Origin of the sequence: Bacillus sp. 220_BSPC (assembly GCF_001054655.1) — a bacterium.
GTDB lineage: Bacteria > Bacillota > Bacilli > Bacillales > DSM-1321 > Peribacillus > Peribacillus frigoritolerans.
In genome coordinates this window covers 1-17,626 of record NZ_JVPL01000297.1, presented here as the reverse complement: position 1 = coordinate 17,626, position 17,626 = coordinate 1, and the positions used below count along the sequence as shown (strand labels likewise).

General features: G+C 43.8%; 17 protein-coding genes and 1 other annotated feature. Of the genes, 3 read left to right on the top strand and 14 right to left on the bottom strand.

What is annotated here, in order from left to right; translation table 11 throughout:
* Positions 1-136: 136 nt before the first annotated feature.
* Positions 137-357 (bottom strand) — a binding site (T-box leader).
* Between the two features lie 110 nt (positions 358-467).
* Complete coding sequence (locus ADA55_RS24730; RefSeq protein ID WP_048688608.1) at positions 468-743, top strand: hypothetical protein; 276 nt, start codon at positions 468-470, stop codon at positions 741-743.
* Between the two features lie 41 nt (positions 744-784).
* On the opposite strand, the gene ADA55_RS24725 is transcribed toward ADA55_RS24730, so the two are convergent.
* The 12 genes from ADA55_RS24725 to ADA55_RS24670 form a co-directional block, all read right to left on the bottom strand.
* Positions 785-1,420, bottom strand: coding sequence for a DUF7010 family protein (locus ADA55_RS24725; protein ID WP_226990543.1), 636 nt, complete (start codon positions 1,418-1,420; stop codon positions 785-787).
* Between the two features lie 274 nt (positions 1,421-1,694).
* Complete coding sequence (locus ADA55_RS24720) at positions 1,695-3,188, bottom strand: amino acid permease (protein ID WP_082162912.1); 1,494 nt, start codon at positions 3,186-3,188, stop codon at positions 1,695-1,697.
* 121 nt (positions 3,189-3,309) lie between these two features.
* Positions 3,310-4,635, bottom strand: a complete 1,326-nt coding sequence (locus tag ADA55_RS24715; RefSeq protein ID WP_048688605.1) for a peptidase — start codon at positions 4,633-4,635, stop codon at positions 3,310-3,312.
* 11 nt (positions 4,636-4,646) lie between these two features.
* Positions 4,647-5,828, bottom strand: a complete 1,182-nt coding sequence (locus tag ADA55_RS24710; RefSeq protein WP_048688603.1) for a thiolase family protein — start codon at positions 5,826-5,828, stop codon at positions 4,647-4,649.
* A 19-nt stretch (positions 5,829-5,847) separates the two neighbouring features.
* Positions 5,848-6,510 carry a 3-oxoacid CoA-transferase subunit B gene (locus ADA55_RS24705; protein WP_048688600.1) on the bottom strand — a complete coding sequence of 221 codons (663 nt, stop codon included), beginning with the start codon at positions 6,508-6,510 and terminating at the stop codon, positions 5,848-5,850.
* Positions 6,495-7,193 carry a CoA transferase subunit A gene (locus ADA55_RS24700; protein ID WP_034309697.1) on the bottom strand — a complete coding sequence of 233 codons (699 nt, stop codon included), beginning with the start codon at positions 7,191-7,193 and terminating at the stop codon, positions 6,495-6,497. Before ADA55_RS24700 ends, ADA55_RS24705 begins: the two co-directional genes overlap by 16 nt.
* Before the next feature lie 10 nt (positions 7,194-7,203).
* Positions 7,204-8,571, bottom strand: a complete 1,368-nt coding sequence (locus tag ADA55_RS24695; protein ID WP_048688598.1) for an aspartate aminotransferase family protein — start codon at positions 8,569-8,571, stop codon at positions 7,204-7,206.
* Between the two features lie 44 nt (positions 8,572-8,615).
* A complete protein-coding gene (locus tag ADA55_RS24690) occupies positions 8,616-8,855 on the bottom strand; it encodes a ferredoxin (RefSeq protein WP_048688596.1) in 240 nt (79 codons plus the stop codon).
* Positions 8,856-8,867: 12 nt separating this feature from the next.
* Positions 8,868-9,731 (bottom strand): putative beta-lysine N-acetyltransferase, encoded by an 864-nt coding sequence (gene ablB / locus ADA55_RS24685; protein WP_082162911.1) that lies wholly within the window; start codon positions 9,729-9,731, stop codon positions 8,868-8,870.
* 65 nt (positions 9,732-9,796) lie between these two features.
* A complete protein-coding gene (locus tag ADA55_RS24680; RefSeq protein ID WP_048688594.1) occupies positions 9,797-10,063 on the bottom strand; it encodes a YokU family protein in 267 nt (88 codons plus the stop codon).
* A gap of 2 nt (positions 10,064-10,065) precedes the next feature.
* The gene (gene ablA / locus ADA55_RS24675; protein WP_048688615.1) at positions 10,066-11,502 is read right to left on the bottom strand and encodes a lysine 2,3-aminomutase; all 1,437 of its coding nucleotides are present in this window, start codon (positions 11,500-11,502) and stop codon (positions 10,066-10,068) included.
* Between the two features lie 507 nt (positions 11,503-12,009).
* On the bottom strand, positions 12,010-13,491 hold the full coding sequence (locus ADA55_RS24670; protein ID WP_226990542.1) for a sigma-54 interaction domain-containing protein: 1,482 nt from the start codon (positions 13,489-13,491) through the stop codon (positions 12,010-12,012).
* Between the two features lie 186 nt (positions 13,492-13,677).
* Here ADA55_RS24670 and ADA55_RS24665 point away from each other — a divergent pair, with 186 nt between their 5' ends.
* Positions 13,678-14,163, top strand: coding sequence for a GNAT family N-acetyltransferase (locus ADA55_RS24665; protein WP_207117981.1), 486 nt, complete (start codon positions 13,678-13,680; stop codon positions 14,161-14,163).
* A 241-nt stretch (positions 14,164-14,404) separates the two neighbouring features.
* Here ADA55_RS24665 and ADA55_RS24660 read toward each other — a convergent pair whose 3' ends face one another.
* Positions 14,405-15,394, bottom strand: coding sequence for a LacI family DNA-binding transcriptional regulator (locus tag ADA55_RS24660; protein ID WP_048688588.1), 990 nt, complete (start codon positions 15,392-15,394; stop codon positions 14,405-14,407).
* Between the two features lie 137 nt (positions 15,395-15,531).
* Between ADA55_RS24660 and ADA55_RS24655 the strand changes: the two genes are divergently transcribed.
* The gene (locus ADA55_RS24655; protein WP_048688585.1) at positions 15,532-16,380 is read left to right on the top strand and encodes an HAD-IIB family hydrolase; all 849 of its coding nucleotides are present in this window, start codon (positions 15,532-15,534) and stop codon (positions 16,378-16,380) included.
* A gap of 81 nt (positions 16,381-16,461) precedes the next feature.
* On the opposite strand, the gene ADA55_RS27830 is transcribed toward ADA55_RS24655, so the two are convergent.
* A complete protein-coding gene (locus ADA55_RS27830; RefSeq protein ID WP_053087461.1) occupies positions 16,462-17,379 on the bottom strand; it encodes a M15 family metallopeptidase in 918 nt (305 codons plus the stop codon).
* Between the last annotated feature and the right edge of the window lie 247 nt (positions 17,380-17,626).

Here is a 17,626-nt window from a genome sequence, read left to right as displayed (position 1 = left end):
TATAGCTCAAAGGCGGTAAATCAGTTTCCTAAGCCAGGAAGTTCGCAGCTACCCTTCCCTCTCTGCAGACCGTAAAAATGATTCATGTCCTTATCATGGCAATAATTATAATAATAAAAAACGCACCCATCCCTATGTAAGGGACGAGTGCGTTTACCCGTGATTCCACCCAATTTCCCATAAGCAAAAAACACTCATGGCTCTGGAGCTGTAACGCAGCTTAGACGATATCAGTTACTCTTGTTCACCGATATGGCTCAAAGGCGGTAAATCAGTTTCCTAAGCCAGGAAGTTCGCAGCTGCCCTTCCCTCTCTGCAGACCGTAAAAATGATTCATGTCCTTATCAATGCTTCTAAAATTTTATATTGTTATATATATTACAATATATTCCCATAAGTGACAACCTCAATTTTTTTCATTTCATCACCAACACCAAATTGGTATAATTAGTAAAAAAGGAGTCTCTATGAAACGTTTAAGCAATTGGTCAATCGTATTTGCAGTGATTGGTATCCTATCATTTTCCTGTTCCCTAGCTTTTTCAAAAGCGTCCGAGCTGCTTATGATTTCAGGATTCGGTGCGTTGCTAATTGGTTTGTTATGCAGCTTAGGGGCCATGTATAAAAATGAAAGAGGAATGTCGAAATTTTTGGCTGTGGCTGCATTCTTTCTTTTTAGTTTCATTCTCGTTTGGAATGAACCATTTCAAATTGTCAGGCTCTTGACCTGGATGAAAAATTAAATGAAAAAAACCCGTTCACCATGACGGGTTTTTTCATTGATTCATTCTTCATCGGTTATCCTTCGGCTTGAATTCTTTATTCCAAGCCATAGCGTAAGTCCAGTGGTCCAGAGTATTAGCGCGCATCCAAAGCCGAGCAATGATAACGGTGCAAGGATTTGATGCTCCCCAACCATGACGGTATCTGGCACTATCAGCCATGTAATAAGCGCCAATAAACAGAGAAGCACACCTGTTGCATAATAAACCTTGATTTGGAAAAGTGACGCCAATGGTAAAAAATGAATCCCTACAATAATGGCGATGACTCCCGGTATAAGATCGGTCTGATTGATCAAGTTACAGATGGCAATGGCAATCCCAATCAGTAAACCTTCGGCAATGAAGACCATATTAAACAAAAATCCGATACGCTTAAGACGTCTTGCCCCATCATCTGAAACTTGATTGGACATTTTTTGTGATGCATGTATTAATGAAATGCCAACGATAACCATGATGATTCCCACGAATATGGCTGCGAGTTCCACGTAGGGAAACCCCCACCCCTGCAATCCCATTACACCGGTACCCGCCCACAGTGTTCCGAAGACCGCCATGAAAATGACTCCAATTCCAGAACCGCGAAACGCCTCTTTCATCATCAGTTTCCTTTCATCCACAGTATAATCGTACATAGAATAATATTGCACCACTTCCCCAATTATTCAGCTTTAAAAAATGATTTAAGATGAAATAAATGCCGTTTCGCAGATATAATTCGATTTCCGCAGATATATTCCGATTTTCGAAGATATGTTTCTATTTTCGAAGATATATTCCGTTTTTCGCAGATATAATTGGTTTTCCGCAGATATAATCCTATTTTCGGAGATATATTCCGATTTCGATACAAATCTTCATAAAAAAACCTGAGTCCCCAAAGGGGAGCTCAGGTTTTTTCCATTGGTATCAAGCCACATCTGATTTATCGAATTGACAATCTTTTAATGCTATTAATTTGGTCTTGTGATAAATCTTGTATCCTAACCAGACTGCCAGGAATATCGGTAATCCGATATAGGAGACGGCGACGCCATACCAGTCGATGCTGCCGCTTAGGAATGCGCCATAGTTCTGTCCTGCTATGACGAGCATGCACAGGGTGAATGAAAGAATCGGACCGAATGGAAACCATTTTGCTTTATATTTCAGTTCGTTTAGGTCACCACCCTGTGCAACATAGGCACGTCTAAAGCGATAATGGCTTATGGCGATTCCAATCCAGGCGATGAAGCCAGTCAGCCCGGATGCGTTCAATAGCCATGTAAATACATGGTCCCCGAAAATGGAGGTCAAGAAGGCGAATCCTCCAATTAAGGATGTCATGATCAAGGCATTCATCGGGATCCCCCTGCGGTTGACTTTGGCCAGGAATTTGGGAGCTTGATGATCTTTTGCCATCGACCATAACATCCGCGTTGATGCATATAGCCCCGAGTTCCCGGCGGACAGTAAGGAGGTTAACACGACTGCATTCATGACGGATGCAGCGAATGCCAGCCCTGCCCGTTCAAAGACAAGCGTGAAAGGGCTTACAGAAATGTTTTCGACATTTCCGTTCAACAAGCTTGGACTCGTATACGGTATTAAGAGACCAAGTATCAGGATGGCCCCGATGTAAAATAATAGGATGCGCCAAAATACTTGGCGGATTGCATTCGGAACATTTTTTTCGGGTTCTTCACTTTCCCCGGCAGCAATACCAACCAGTTCTGTGCCTTGAAAAGAAAATCCCGCGATAAGAAAGATTGAGATAATCGATAAGAATCCTCCCTTGAATGGTGCCTCATCCATGGTGAAGTTTTCAAATCCGATCACCTTTCCGCCAAAAATCCCCAATATGGTCAATAAACCAATAATGATGAAGCAAATGATGGCAATGACTTTTATTAGTGCAAACCAATATTCAGATTCACCATAGCTTTTAATGGATAGGGCGTTGAGGGTGAAGACGATTCCAAGAAATAAGGCACTCCATATCAGGCTGGGTACATCAGGTAGCCAGAATTTCATGATGATGGCTGCTGCAGCTATTTCCACGGCAAGGGTGACTGCCCAGTTAAACCAATAATTCCAGCCAAGTGCAAAGCCGAATGCGGGATCAACAAAGCGTGTGGCATAGGTGGAAAAGGATCCCGACACAGGCATATATGTCGCCATTTCCCCTAAGCTCGTCATCAGGAAATAAACCATGATCCCAATGCAGGCATAGGCAGCGAGGGCACCGCCGGGCCCTGCGCTCTGGATGGTTGCCCCGCTCGCCAGGAATAATCCGGTTCCTATTGAACCGCCAATGGCAATCATGGTCATATGTCTTGCTTTCAGTTGCCTTTTAACTGTCGGTTCTTGATTATCAATGGGATTCCTTTTAACTGTCGGTTCTTCATTATCAATGAGATTCATGTCCATAAGGTTCCTACCTCATTTTCTTTTAAAGTTAAAAGTTCAAGAATAAAAGAGTTTTTTAACAACCGCTTTGTGAAAGACTTAATCGTTCGCTTCACTTGCTGGGATGCCATCCAGTTTAATTGCCATTTCCTAGTATCGTCTCCCTAGTCCCGGATTGGGTGACCCCATCCTGCTCAGTCTCCATTCCACACCATTGAATTAGAGTAAGCGCAATGATTTCGGCTGTGGAGAACACGTTGTCAAGCAGGATGTATTCATTTGGATAGTGGGCAACCTCGGTTACTCCTGGTCCGAAAACGATAGCTGGCGTTTCACCGACATGTGTCAGCAATCCCCCATCCGTTCCCCATGGGGAGGCTTCAATGACCGGGTCCTGTCCGGCAATTTGCCGATATTGATGAACAAGTGCATTCATCAGTTCGTGCTCGACATCAATTGACCCTGGAACCCAGCGTGCCCCGAACCACTCCAATACGGGCGGGTTTTCCTTGAACCATTGGTCCGCTTCCCCGAGCTTCAATAACCAGGCAGCCATTTCGTCTTTCGCCTGCTCCATCGTTTCTTCCGGCGCAACCCCCATCCTTCCTTCGACTTTCACAAGGTCGGGAACGGATGACGGCCAATTACCGCCTTCAATGACACCTAGATTGATTGGAATCGGAATGGGCGTATTCTGATATAGCGGATCACTGATACGTGCATTTCGCTTTTCTTCCAAGGCACGAATATGATTGATGACAGTCATGCTTTTTTCAATCGCACTAACGCCTTCATACCTTGTTCCTCCATGGGCTGACCGGCCTTTAACATGGATTCGGAACCACATCGAACCCTGCTGTTTCGGGAAGATCCTCATATTCGTCGGTTCAGGAATCAAGGCGGCATCGGCTTTATACCCTCTAAGGACAGCCGCTAATGTTCCGGCACCGCCGCTTTCTTCTTCAATTACACTTTGAAATATGACATCTCCTTTTAATTGGATGCCATTTTCCTTCAAAGCCTGCATCGCCAGGATCAGCGATACATTTCCACCCTTCATATCGGTTACGCCGCGTCCAAACATTCTTCCATTCTTAATCGCTCCGCTATATGGGTCGTCGTCCCACTGATCTCGGTCTCCGTCCGGAACGACATCGATGTGTCCGTTCAAGATGATGGAACGTCCGCCCCCAGTCCCTTTCATGATACCCACCACATTGGGGCTGTTGGAAAATTCACTGCGCGGAGAATAGAAATAAGAATGCTTTTTCAGCTCGCTGCCGTCTGGTTCCCAACTATCGATCTGCAAACCCATTTCCTGCAGCTTTTGGGCGACGATGGCCTGTGCCCCCGCTTCATTTCCTTGTGTACTCGGGGCTTGTACCATTTTTTGCAATAGGTTCGTTCCTTCTTCCCGATGATCCTTGATCCATTGGTTTATCCGTTTTTGTATATCCGGCACGATTATCCTCCTTAATTACACATATTCTCATAGATTACTGAAAGTCCCATTCCGCCTGCCATACACAACGTTACCATTCCGTACTTAACTTGTGAACGCAACATTTCATGCATCAGTGTGACTGTCAATTTTGCACCTGTTGCTCCTACAGGGTGACCAAGTGCAATTGCCCCCCCATTGACATTGACAATATCCGGATTCAAATCTAACTCCTTGATCACTGCAAGTGCTTGGGCAGCAAATGCTTCATTAAGTTCAATCAGTCCGATTTCCCCTAACGATAGACCTGCTTTTTCCAATGCCTTTCGAGTAGCGGGTACTGGTCCAATCCCCATAACTCCAGGTTCAACTCCCGCACTGGCAAAAGCCTTTATTTTCAAGAGCGGTTTTAATCCCTTTTCTTCTGCTTGCTGCTTGGACATTAAAAGTACAGCTGCAGCCCCATCATTCATAGGACAGGCATTTCCTGCCGTAATGGTTCCTTCATTTTTGAATACTGCCTGAAGATTGGCTAGTTGATCTAGATGAATGTCCTCGCGTACCCCTTCGTCATGGTTGAAGATTTGAAACCCTTTTCGATCCTTGATTTTAAGCGAAATAATTTCTCTATTAAAGCGACCCTCTTCTATAGCTTTCCAAGCCTTCTTGTGGCTTTGATAAGCAAATTGATCCTGTTCTTCACGACGGATACCATATTTTTCAGCCAAGCGCTCGGCAGTGATTCCCATATGATCATTTTCCAAGGAACATATTAATCCATCTGCCAGCAGAGCATCCTCCATCGTTAAGTTTCCAAATTTACCGCCCCATCTATTTTTCACGATATAAGGCACATTGCTCATGCTCTCCACTCCGCCGGCAATAATGACGTCTTCTTGACCAGCAGCGATAGTTAAAGCGGCGTTGGTAATGGCCTTTAAACCTGATCCACATGCTTTGATTACAACGTGTCCTGGGACACTGTGTGGGAAACATGCCAGCTGCGACGAAATTCGTGCCGAGTTAAGTCCGCCTCCGTGGACATAGCCGTGTCCGAAAATCACTTCATTGACTTTTTCTTTACCCAAACCGGAATTCTCCATTAAACCTTCCAATACTTGACGGCCCAATTCGGTAGCTTTAACATTCCTGAGTGATTTTCCAAAGGATCCAACTGCAGTTCGCGCCCCAGCAACGATGACAACCTCATTCAAGCTTTTTTCCTCCTCTTACCTATTCAATGGTGTTGACGGCAGCATGGATTTTCAATGATGCCTCTGTATTCCTTATCACATCATCCACGGTATATGGCGCCATGACTTCCTTAAGCACCAATCCCTCTTCTGTAACTTCCATGACAGCCATATCCGTAATGATTAAATCCACACTCTTTCTTGCCGTCAATGGCAGCGTACATGTCTTCAAGATCTTAGATTCACCCTGCTTATTCACGTGATTCATCAGGACGATCACCTTTTTGGCTTTCTGGGCAAGCTCCATTGCCCCGCCCATACCCGGCACCCGCTTTCCTGGGACGATCCAATTCGCCAAATCCCCTTTTTCACTGACTTCCAGGGCCCCAAGGATGGTGATGTCGATGTATCCTTTCCTGATCATCCCAAATGCCGTTGCACTGTCAAAGTAAGAAGCTCCCATTACAGTGGTGATCGGGAAACCTCCCGCATTACAGAGGGCAGGATCTTCTTTTCCGGGATCAGGACTTGGACCCGTACCGAGAACTCCATTTTCCGCATGGAACAGCACATGGATATCTTGAGGAATATGATCTGCCACCAAGGTAGGGATGCCGATGCCTAAATTGACGATCAATCCGTCATGGATTTCCTTGGCGGCGCGTTTCGCGATGCGATTTCGTACATCTACTGCCATGCCCATTTCCAATTCACCCCTTTTGTCGGAATCACCATATCTACATAAATGCCTGGTGTGGCAATACATTCCGGATCCAATTCGCCTGCAGGAACGATTTCCTCCACTTCCGCAATCGTGAAGGCCCCTGCCATCGCTACCAGCGGATTGAAATTACATGCAGTCTTGTCGTACACTAAATTCCCAAGTGAATCGGCCTTTTTGGCATGGACGATGCTGACCTCTGCCGTCAAAGCGGTTTCCACCAAATATTCTTTTCCTTCTATCACAATCTTGTCCTTGCCTTCTTCGGCTATCGTACCAATCCCGACATCGACAAAAATCCCGCCTAAGCCTACACCGCCGGCACGAATCCGTTCGGCTAATGTACCCTGCGGTGAAAATTCGACTTGCAGCTTACCTTCAGTCATGAGCTTGCCGGCATTAGGATTGGATCCGATATGCGAGGCGATCACTTTCTTTGCCCTTTCAGCTGTCACAAGCCGGCCAATGCCGATATCAGGGAATCCAGTATCATTGCCAATCAAGGTCAATTCCTTAACACCCTTGTCAAGGATACCCTGTACAAGCGTCGGAGGAGTTCCCACTCCGCCAAATCCGCCATACATGAGTGTGCATCCATCGGAAATATGCTCCAGCGCTTCTTCCATGGTCACAATTTTGTTTTTCTTCGTAATGACCTGCTTCATACCGTTCCTCCTAAATAGCCTGCATGTCTTCAATCAAACCTTCCGCGTGCAATTCTTGCTGCAACTCTTCGAGGGAAGCTTCCAGTATCTTGACGAGGCGATCGATTTCTTCATTCGTAATGATTAATGGCGGCGATATGATAACCGCATCACCAGCGATTCCTTCAATCGCACCTGCAGCAGGATAGATTATCAACCCCTTCGCAAAAGCCTTGTTGACAAGCCTTGGAGTCAGGCCGATTTGCAAGTCGAATGGCGTTTTTGACACCCGATCTGAGACAAACTCAAGTCCAAGGAGAAGCCCTTTCCCTCTAACATCACCGATGATGTCGAATTTCTCAGCCAAGCCTTGCAGCTTCTTAAACAGATATTGACCTTTCTCTTCCGCTGCCCGAACCAGGTCATTGCGCTCAATGTAGGAAAGCACTTCCAGTGAAATGGCTGCCGATAGAGGGTTTGCACTATATGTGTGTCCAGCCATGATAGATTTCGAGCCTTTTAAAATCGGCTCCATGACACGGTCAGTAATCATCGTGGCTGCGATTGGAGTATACCCGGCGCTCATTCCTTTACCCAATGCGATGATATCCGGGGTGACTCCCCAGTGTTCCATTGCGAACATTTTTCCTGTCCTGCCGATTCCCGTCATTACCTCATCGGCGATAAAAAGAATGTCATAGGTTTCGCAGATTTCCTTAATCCTTTGATAGTAGCCATCCGGCGGTGTTACAGCACCAGCGGATGCCCCGATTATCGGTTCTGCGATGAAGGCTGCGATATTCTCGGAGCCGACCCTTTGAATGGCTGTCTCCAGTTCGTCTGCACACTTAAGCTTGCATCCTGAAGTTTCATTATTATGAGGACAGCGATAGCAATAAGGAGCAGATATGCTAGGAAAATCCTCCAATAGCGGCACAAAACGTTTTCTTCTTGGGACATGGCCTGACATCGATAAAGCGCCCATCGTGATCCCGTGATAACTCGTCCACCTGGAGATTATGCGATTTTTTCGCTCAAACCCTTTTTCTTGCCAATGTTGAATCGCGATCTTCATTGCCGTTTCGGTCGCTTCCGATCCACTATTCACAAAAAATGACCAATTCAAATCCCCTGGAGCCAGCTCACTTAGCTTTTTGGCCAATGCCTCTGCGGCTCCGCTCGTAAAATGAGACCTATATGCAAAAGAAACCTTGCGGGCCTGCTCCGTCATGGCCTCGACAATATCCAATACACCATGTCCAATACTTGCCGTGACCGCTCCTGATGAGCCGTCTATATACTGTTTTCCATCTGTATCATAAAGATAAATTCCATTCCCATGAGAGATAGTGGGATAGTCCTGATCTAAAGTAGGCTTAATCAAATGATTTCGTTCCATTTCATCTCTCCTTTTAACATTCGTACACATTATCTATTAATCTATTACGTTCTTAAAAGACTAAAAGGCTCATCCTGAATCAGGATGGATTCCGTAGGGCAGCCTTCCATGGCATCTTGCATGTCATCATGCAGGATTTCAGGAACTTCGGCAATTCCCTGATTATCGTCCAGGATGACGAAAGCGATCCCTTGATCGTCATAGTCATAAATCTCAGGACCTGTTGAACCGCACGCCCCGCACGCAATGCATGTTTCTTTATCAACCCTTGTGTATTTAGCCATAGAAAAATCCTCCTACTTGAGGGATAAATCTTTACCCCAAATATTCATGTCCTCATACTTATCCCAAATATTGCAATTCTTCGTTAATCTGCCGCCATATTCATATCCCAGCTGATGAAAGACGGCGTTCATGCCCATTGACAATGAACGGGCCAATGAATAAGAGCAATAAATGTTTTTCCTGTACAATTCTTGTTCCAATGCGGAGATGAGCACCTTCATGAAACCATGCTTTCGATGCTGGGGAATTGTTGCACAGTCCGTTATCTCAGCATTATGATACATCTCATTCACTTCAGCGGATGCAGCACTCACGATGGTTCCTTCATATTCGATAACACTAAAGATTGTCCCTTCCTCCATCACTTTCTTGATATATCGTTCATCATTCATCGGTGTAGGGTAGGTTTCAAAAATGGCACCATATAGCTTCGCCAGCTCTTGTGCATCTTTCTCCGTAGCAGACCGGAGGATATAACCGTCAGGGATTTGCTGGGATGCAATCGGTCTAGGAACTGTGGTTACATCTTGGATGACCATATCTTCCTTGACCCAAAAGTCGCTAGTCCGCCTTTCATCCGTTAAATAGAAGGCCATGCAATAGGCATCATTCCCTTTGAAATACTTGCTTAATATTCCTTCCAGCATGAATCCTTGACCCAACGCCGCTGATAAATCTTCATTCCTTGCTTTAAGTATCACTTTTGTAAAGCCCTGCTCCTTTGCGATGGCAAGGGCCCGATCGATCGCTTTTTTGATATTTCCCCGATAATCATCCATGCGTAAGCGCTGATTGGCATGATCATGATAGAGCTCCATCGTATAACAATCCCCGGTCTCCATTTGGGTGAAAAAAGGCAGCTTTTGAACAGGCATCATGTATCCCCCTTATTTAAAGAATTCGGGAGAAGAGATGCCTATCATCCACTTCTCCCGGCATTCTATTTCCAATTGAATAATTTTTTGACAGGTGCCTGAAGAAGCTGTTCATACGTAAACTCATCAGGATATTCACTCACATCATATATGGATAAGGCTTCATCAACCTTTTGATTCATCGAATCAGACACATAGATTCCGCATTCAGGACAGTTTATGGCCGGAACTTGAAGGACTTTTATTGAGCGTTTCCCGTCAGGCATGATCCAGTAACAATCCTTCTTTTCGCTTTCTTCCACGTTTGGGGTATTGCACCATAAGCAGTCCATCTTCATTCCTCCTTGCCATCAGATTTCACCGAACCGCTAGCGGCCAAGGCATTCTTTTTTTCTTGGGCCAACCTTAATTTTTCCTTCATTTCATCCCGTTTATCACGGCGATCCTTCAAGGAAGCATGTTCATCAGTGCTTTCATACGCTTTTCTCTTGTCAAGACGACGAAGGCCCTCTGGCACCAAGTTGAATTTCTCATCCGTCATGAGCGCGGAAATCCCGACGGCTTCTTTCCTATCCGCAGTACCATACACTTCATCGAAGTAAGCATCCGCACTGCCGGCAACATAGTTCTTCGGCTCCGGATAGCTTGTGATTACTCCTTCAAAGTTCCGTAAAACGACTTTATCCGGACTTTGCGAAAGGAGGTAATTCGGAGTCAAGGCAATCTTTCCGCCGCCGCCAGGAGCATCCACCACAAAGGTTGGCACTGCATATCCTGATGTATGGCCGCGCAGCGCTTCAATGATTTCCAGTCCTTTTGAAACCGGCGCCCGGAAATGGCCAATCCCTTCAGATAGATCACATTGATAAATGTAATAAGGTCTTACCCTTGCTTTAACACAGTCATGCATAAGCTTTTTCATGATATGGACACTATCGTTGATACCAGCGAGGATGACTGCCTGATTACCAAGCGGCACCCCTGCCATCGAGAGCATATCACATGCTTTTTTCGCTTCATCCGTCAGTTCAAGTGAATGATTGAAATGCGTATTCAGCCAAACCGGATGGTATTTTTTCAGAATATTACATAAATTTTCTGTAATCCTCTGCGGGAAAACGACCGGTGCACGTGTGCCGATCCGGATGATTTCCACATGCGGGATGGCGCGTAGGTTACTCAATACGTATTCAAGGATCTTATCATTGATCAACAGTCCGTCACCGCCAGAGATCAGGACGTCCCTCACTTCGGGAGTGTTCCGGATATATTCAATCGCCCCGTCAAGCTGCTTCTTGGGAACACCCATGCCAACCTGACCCGAAAAACGGCGTCGCGTACAATATCTGCAGTACATGGAACATTGGTTCGTTACAAGGAATAGAACGCGATCCGGATAACGATGCGTCAATCCTGGAACAGGGGAATCCTCATCCTCATGCAGCGGATCCTCCAAATCATATCTAGTCTTGTTCATTTCTGCCGAAAGCGGTACAGACTGTAAACGAATCGGACAGCGAGGATCATCGGGATTCATCAATGAAGCATAATAAGGCGTAATGTTCAACGGAATCGTTTGAGTCGAAATCCGGACTCCTTCCTCTTCTTCCGGTGTCAGGTTGACGACCTTTTTCAGATCATCCAGTGATTTAATCGTATTGGTCAATTGCCAGATCCAATCATTCCACTGCTCTTCCGTTACATCCTTCCACAATTCGATATCATTATAATGCCTGCGTCCACCTAGGTATTCTTTATGTTTTACATCCATTCCCATCAAATTCATTAATAATGCCCCCTTATTATTAGAACTTATCTATATACTCTCGCAAGAATGATGCCAACATTGATAACAAGGAAATCATAAGCAAAAGGGGGTAAACCGAGCTTAAAATCGCAAGATATTTTTCATTATGCATAATTTTTTGCAGCCAGATTCTTTGCGCCAAGCAATAAAAAAAGAGGCTCTCTTTACACAAGAGCCCCCCAGTTTGTAGACAAAAGGAGTTCTATCCAAATTTTTAAACATAGTTGATTGGAGCGGGCGTTCGAGACTCCTGCGGGAATAGCGAGTCCAAGGGAGTCCCCACAGGCGCAAGTGCGCCGAGGGAGGACCGCCCGCGGAAAGCGAGTGCCCTACGTTCCAATCAACGTCCAAATTGTACAAGCAAAAAAAATGTAGACGAACTCGATTTTCATCGAGCTTGTCTACATTCTGAAAGTCTCTTTAGATTACATCATGATATGACAGTGACAGCGTTTCCAAAAAAAACTGAATTCACTTGGTTTCCTTCGACCCTGCCGTATAAACTTTTTCAATGCCGTACTTGTTTAACTTATATTGCAGTCCCTGCCTTTTAATATTGAGGGCTTCTGCCGTTTTGCTGATATTCCCGTTATATTTCTCGAACATATTGATGATCATTTCCCTTTCCATTTCTTCAAGAACGACAGGTAAATCAATCCTGTTTTTCAATGGGGAAGGCTGGCTCTGCGCATTTGCTGCAGCATAATTTCCTGAAGGGAAAAGATAAGCAGGAAGATGATGTTCATCAATCATATCTTCTCCAGCGTCCATGACGTTAAAGGTTAACTCGATGGCATGCCCCAGTTCACGAATGTTCCCGGGCCATGGATATTGAAGAAGCCGCTGCATCGCCTTTTGACTGATCCCGCGCACTTCCGTAAAAAATGATTTGTTGAATTTTTGAATAAAGTGATTGACGATTTCCGGAATATCCGTTTTACGCTCGGAAAGAGAAGGCATCTGGATCGTTACGACATTGAGGCGAAAAAACAAATCCGAACGAATGATTCCCCGCTCCAACGCCTCTTCCGGAGAAATGTTCATCGCAGCAATGATCTTCACATTAATCTTTTGCTCCTTCGAACCTCCAACACGGCGCACTTCACCTTCCTGAAGCACCCGCAGCAATTTTGCCTGCAGACCGAGGTCGAGGCTATTCAGCTCATCAAGGAAAAGAGTACCGCCATTTGCCTGCTCAAAAATGCCCATGCGATCCATCGCTCCGGTAAAAGCCCCTTTCGTCGTGCCGAACAGCAGCCCCTCCATCAATTCCTTTGGAACGGCCGCACAGTTTTGCGCGATGAAAGGCTGATTTCGCTGAGCACTTACATTATGTATACTTTGCGCGACCAGTTCCTTCCCTGTCCCTGTTGGTCCATAAATCATGACTGGGGAATGTGTACGGGCCGCTTTTTTCGCCAAGGAAATCGCTTGCTTAAAAGCAGGACTATTGCCGATCAAATCACTAAAATGATAGGTCGCCGTCCCTTCAGAAAACTTATTTTTCCTATGCGTCTCTGCCAGCTGGGAACGCAAATCGACAATTTGGTCATACATATTCATGACCTTCGTAATATCCTTTGCGATTTCCACTGCCCCAATAATTTCACCATCCTCATACAAAGGATACGTACTATTGATCGACGTTATTTTTTTCTCCTTTAAATTGACATATGTTTGAATGGACTCAATCGTTTCATTGCCTTTTTCCAAGGCTACATGCAGCGTACTGGATTCATCAGTCAATGAAGGATAAAGCTGAAAAATATTCTCCCCCAGCACCTGCTCCCGATCCAGCCCGTCGATATGCGCCATCATTTCATTGTAAAAAACCGTATCCCCATCTTTATTCACAATATGGACACCCACATTGATCACATTCAATATCCATTCAAATTGAGTGGAAAACTGATTTACTGAAGATTTCATTTCTTCATCTCCGTTCTCTGTCATTTGATAGAATCACCTGTAAATTATAGCATTTAATGGGAAACATTCATCTCTTTATTCTAATTTAAATCAAACTTCAGTACAAAGGTAATAGAATAATAAGGTCAAATAAAGGAATCTCGCATTAAGCCAAGAAGATTATAAGAGAAAATATAAAATTCAGGGGTGAGTCGGATTTCGGAAACTAGATTGGAAATTAAACCGTGGGAAGATAAAGACCTTCCATTACTATTTCAACTAAATGCTCCAGAAATGATGGAACATCTTGGCGGACCAGAAAGTAATGAACAAATCCTGAAGCGTCATCAGCGGTATCTACAGATTGGTGATAAGGGATGCATGTTTAGCATCATCCCGTTTCCAGAGGCAAAGGCAGCCGGTTCCGTTGGCTACTGGCAAAAAGTGCGGAACGATGAATTCGTTTACGAAATCGGTTGGAGCGTCCTCCCTTCCTTTCAAGGAAAAGGAATCGCATCTCATGCCGTGAAGGCAGTGATAGAGAAAATCAAAGCCGAACGAAATTACAAATACATTCACGCATTCCCTTCGATCACTAATCCTGCATCTAACGCAATTTGCCGCAAGCTCGGCTTCAATCTCATCTCCGAATGTGAATTCGAATACCCGCCAGGGAGCTTTATGAAATGCAATGATTGGTGCCTGGAACTAGGATGAATACTTTAGATGAATAGCGGATTTGTGTACAGGTAGGATCATACCGTGGTAAGTCGAATTATGTTGGGTTTAGGTGAATTATTTCCCGGGAAAGTCGAATCATTCTGGGGGTTGGTCAGATTATTCCCGGGGTAGGAAGAATTATTCCCGAGGCAGGGCCGATTGCATCCCTTAGAATTTCTTTAGTGTCTGTCTGAAAGGATAATGAACTGAATATGGAGCTTTTATATCTTTATGAAGGTTAGGTCGATTCTCTGATTTTAAGTTCTGTAGGCAATTTAATAATGTCGCGCTTTAATTTCAAATCTTCATTTAAATATTTTATCAATTCTATTACAGTGCGTTGCCCTAGTTCCATAATCGGTATATCGATTGTGGTTATGGTAGGGGTTGTGACTTGGCAAATAGATTGATTATCATAACCAACTATGGCTAGGCATTCCGGAATTTTGTAGCCCAACGCAGTTGCCTTTTTAATAATTCCTGCTGCTACCTGGTCATTTCCAGTAAATAAGGCAGTAGGTTTTTCTTTTAATTTTACTATTTCATCACAAATACGGAATCCATCTTCAATACTAAATCCATGTCCAAATATCCAATCGTCATTATGCAGTAAATCATGATCCGCTAAAGCTTTTAAAAACCCCTCTTTTCTTTGACCCTGGGCCTGACTATAAGAAGTATCGTAGCAAAAACCTATTTTCCTATGGTCTTTTTCTATTAAATGATTAACAGCTTTGTATGTCGCTTCGAATTCGTCATATCCGATAATCGGTATAGAAGCGGAATGATGGTATTCATTACACAGTAAAATTGGGCCGTATTTCAAATAAGGCTTGATTACATTCCATTCATTTTCTAACGCTCCTAAAATAACCCCATCTACTTCTCTATTCTTTAATTTCCCCATAACATCCAATTCATTTTTCGCATCATAAAAGGTTTGAAAAATAAGAACCTTATAATCATTTTCCAATGCTGCTAGAGATACTCCTTTAACCAATTGGGCAAAGAATGGATGATCGAAACTTGGGACTGATATTGCAATGGTTTGGGTTTTATTTGTCCTAAAATTCCGGGCTAGTGAACTTGGTGCATAATCAAGCTCTTCCATGACCTTTAAGATTTGTTCCCTTTTTTCTTTCGATACATATGGATGATTATTTAAGACTCTGGATACCGTTGTTTTAGAGACATTACATATCTTGGCTATCTCGCTAATTCTCGTCATTTAATCCCATCCTTGTAATAAGTGGTTGACATGTTATCGATTTCAGAAGTTATGATTAAACCGTTCCTAATATATTAACAAAATTTTTCTGAGTTGTATTTTTAAAAAGTTATATTTTAGCGAATGGAGGGATTGTTATGTTTTTGAATAAAAAGGGCGGGTTTCAGTTAATGCCAAAGGTTGAAGACCCAAAATATATTGTATTCTGTGATTTCGATGAGACCTATTATCCTCATTCCATGAGTCACGAGAGACAGGAAGATGTATATGAGCTTGAAAATTACTTAGAAGCAAAAAGCATGGATGAAGGACTTGTCTTTGGCTGGGTCACTGGGAGTAGTATCGAATCAATATTACATAAAATGGAACAAGGTGGATTCAGGTTTTTCCCGCATTTTATTGCCAGCGACTTAGGCACCGAAATCACCTATTTCTCGGAAAATAACTTTTTGGAAAGTGATCCTGATTGGCATTCGCAGATTAATATCGAAGAATTTAATAAGGGGAAAGTCGATGAAATTTATAATGTTCTACTTAACGGCAATATACCCTTGATTCCTCAGACTCAAATGGGAAGTTCACGCTACAAAAGAAATTATTATTATCAAATACAACATGAATCCGTCGACAAGAAGAATTTAGCTACCATCCAGAGGGTGGCCAAAGAGTACGGGATAGGGGTAAATATCAATCGTTGCAATCCCCTTGCCGGCGATCCTGAAGATAGTTATGATATAGACTTCATTCCATTAGGCACTGGAAAAAATGAGATTGTCCGTTTTATGCTAGACAAATTCGGGCTGAATCGGGAGCATGCCTTTGCTTTCGGGGATAGCGGCAATGATCTGCTCATGTTAAAAAGTGTTAAACATGGTTACCTTGTAGGGAATGCAACCCAAGAAGCAAAGGAAGCTCATACTAAATTAGCGACAGGTACGTACTCCAAAGGAATATTAAGAACTTTGCAATCCATCATTACTATTTGAGTGGAAGTATAAGTAATGAGGAAAAGGTAGTTGATGCGCTCCTGCACAGCTTTACTTTCCGCTAACGGTATGGATTTTCCATCAAGCAAACAATTCATTCCATGTTACTTTGCCTGCAAGCTTATCAGCGGAAATCTTACTTGCTTTCTGGTATTTGAATAATGCCGCCTCGGTTTTTCCCCCGAATTCTCCGTCAAGAGTACCGGGGTTAAAACCTTCCATATATAACGCTGCTTGCAGGATCCATGTGATATTGCAGCTAGCTCCTTTTTTTATTGTGACGGTGGCATTCTTCGTTTTAGGCCCCCATTTTCCATCGACAACAAGCTTTTTATTGAATTGCTTATTCAATTCTATTTGTAAACCTATTATAAGGGCCGTTCGAGTTTTAGGGCCATAAAACCCATCACACTCAATATTCGTTTCATATCGGCCATTTAACGTTTGTTGAATCGAAATGATAGGATTATCTCCTTTGCCGGTTTTCTGCATTTCCCTTTTTTCTAATTTGAAGGGTAGGCGGGGTTCATTTCCAGCTTGTAACTGTGTATAAGATAACCCGCCTGTCATCTCCAAGTGGGGGTAATCCTTGAATGAACTCCAATCCCCGCCCCATTTAAATCCTAACCCCTTACCTATGGCAGCCACTCGCTGCCATTTTGAATTAACTGTCCATATCGCTCTCCTGCCATCATCACTCACAATGAAGAAGTCAATAGCCAGTCCATAATTATGATAGGATTGCCCTGGCTTAGCGTTCGTCACAATCGGTTTAGCTAGATTACTATAGTTTTTTCCTTTGTAGCTGTAAACTCGTCCTTGACCAAAAAGGGTGGCTTGTTCTTCCAAAGAGCGGTAACCTGCACTTATCTGTACCGTGATTCCTTCATTATAAGCACGTTCCACCATTTCCAATGCTGCTGCCTTCACAACAGGATTCATCCCTTTGCCCATCTTTTTCACTGATCGCTCCAATAATGTCCGTAATGCTACTTTCACTGTCATCCCTCCTTTTAAGTTCCCATCAAAGTTTATATAAGACTTTTTAACGGAAAAGTAGCAGAATTGGAAAAGTTTGTTCGTTCTCATTTATTAGAGAATAGAAGTGATATGTTATTTATCCGATCCTTTTTCCGCCGACTGTCTGCCAAGCCTCCTAGCAGGTAAACGGCTGCGGGGTCTCGGCTAGCCAGTTTTTCGGCAGAAAAATTAGCCATAAAAAACACCCCGTAAATGTTAGTTTGGT

What these genes read in the sequence shown, in the direction of transcription:
- ADA55_RS24730 (WP_048688608.1), top strand. Translation starts at nt 468, where the DNA reads ATGAAACGTTTAAGCAATTGGTCAATCGTATTTGCAGTGATTGGTATC.
- ADA55_RS24725 (WP_226990543.1), bottom strand. Translation starts at nt 1,420, where the DNA reads ATGTACGATTATACTGTGGATGAAAGGAAACTGATGATGAAAGAGGCG.
- ADA55_RS24720 (WP_082162912.1), bottom strand. Translation starts at nt 3,188, where the DNA reads ATGAATCTCATTGATAATGAAGAACCGACAGTTAAAAGGAATCCCATT.
- ADA55_RS24705 (WP_048688600.1), bottom strand. Translation starts at nt 6,510, where the DNA reads ATGGGCATGGCAGTAGATGTACGAAATCGCATCGCGAAACGCGCCGCC.
- ADA55_RS24700 (WP_034309697.1), bottom strand. Translation starts at nt 7,193, where the DNA reads ATGAAGCAGGTCATTACGAAGAAAAACAAAATTGTGACCATGGAAGAA.
- ADA55_RS24695 (WP_048688598.1), bottom strand. Translation starts at nt 8,571, where the DNA reads ATGGAACGAAATCATTTGATTAAGCCTACTTTAGATCAGGACTATCCC.
- ADA55_RS24690 (WP_048688596.1), bottom strand. Translation starts at nt 8,855, where the DNA reads ATGGCTAAATACACAAGGGTTGATAAAGAAACATGCATTGCGTGCGGG.
- ablB (WP_082162911.1), bottom strand. Translation starts at nt 9,731, where the DNA reads ATGCCTGTTCAAAAGCTGCCTTTTTTCACCCAAATGGAGACCGGGGAT.
- ADA55_RS24680 (WP_048688594.1), bottom strand. Translation starts at nt 10,063, where the DNA reads ATGGACTGCTTATGGTGCAATACCCCAAACGTGGAAGAAAGCGAAAAG.
- ablA (WP_048688615.1), bottom strand. Translation starts at nt 11,502, where the DNA reads ATGGATGTAAAACATAAAGAATACCTAGGTGGACGCAGGCATTATAAT.
- ADA55_RS24670 (WP_226990542.1), bottom strand. Translation starts at nt 13,491, where the DNA reads ATGACAGAGAACGGAGATGAAGAAATGAAATCTTCAGTAAATCAGTTT.
- ADA55_RS24660 (WP_048688588.1), bottom strand. Translation starts at nt 15,394, where the DNA reads ATGACGAGAATTAGCGAGATAGCCAAGATATGTAATGTCTCTAAAACA.
- ADA55_RS24655 (WP_048688585.1), top strand. Translation starts at nt 15,532, where the DNA reads ATGTTTTTGAATAAAAAGGGCGGGTTTCAGTTAATGCCAAAGGTTGAA.